Here is a 267-nt window from a genome sequence, read left to right as displayed (position 1 = left end):
CCCCATGGCGCCCGGCGCAGCGCGAAGATCGTGGCCGAGACGCTGAAGCAGGTGCCCGGCTTCGAGGAGATCCCGAAGAAGCAGTTCGAAAGCAAGCGCGTCGGCCTGCTGTCCAAGCTCGGCACCTTCCACAAGGCCGCCGCGCAACTCTGCGGCAACAGCTACGCCACCCAGTACGTCGACCGCTTCGAGACCGAGCCGGTGGGCGCCAGCGACAGCGGCGACCTGTTCGGCGACGGCGGCAACCCGCAGATCGCCCTGGTCGGC

At 69.3% G+C, this 267-nt stretch carries 1 protein-coding gene; it reads left to right on the top strand.

The annotated features are described in order from the left end of the window. A partial coding sequence (locus ACLJNW_RS25590; RefSeq protein WP_410961422.1) for an alginate O-acetyltransferase AlgX-related protein occupies window positions 1–267 on the top strand: 267 nt, incomplete at both ends.

It is taken from the genome of Salmonella sp. SAL4457, from assembly GCF_046548235.1.
In the GTDB taxonomy this organism is placed as follows: Bacteria; Pseudomonadota; Gammaproteobacteria; order Enterobacterales; family Enterobacteriaceae; genus Salmonella; species Salmonella enterica.
The sequence above is the reverse complement of the archived record's forward strand: the minus strand, read 5'-3'. Positions and strand labels throughout refer to the sequence as shown.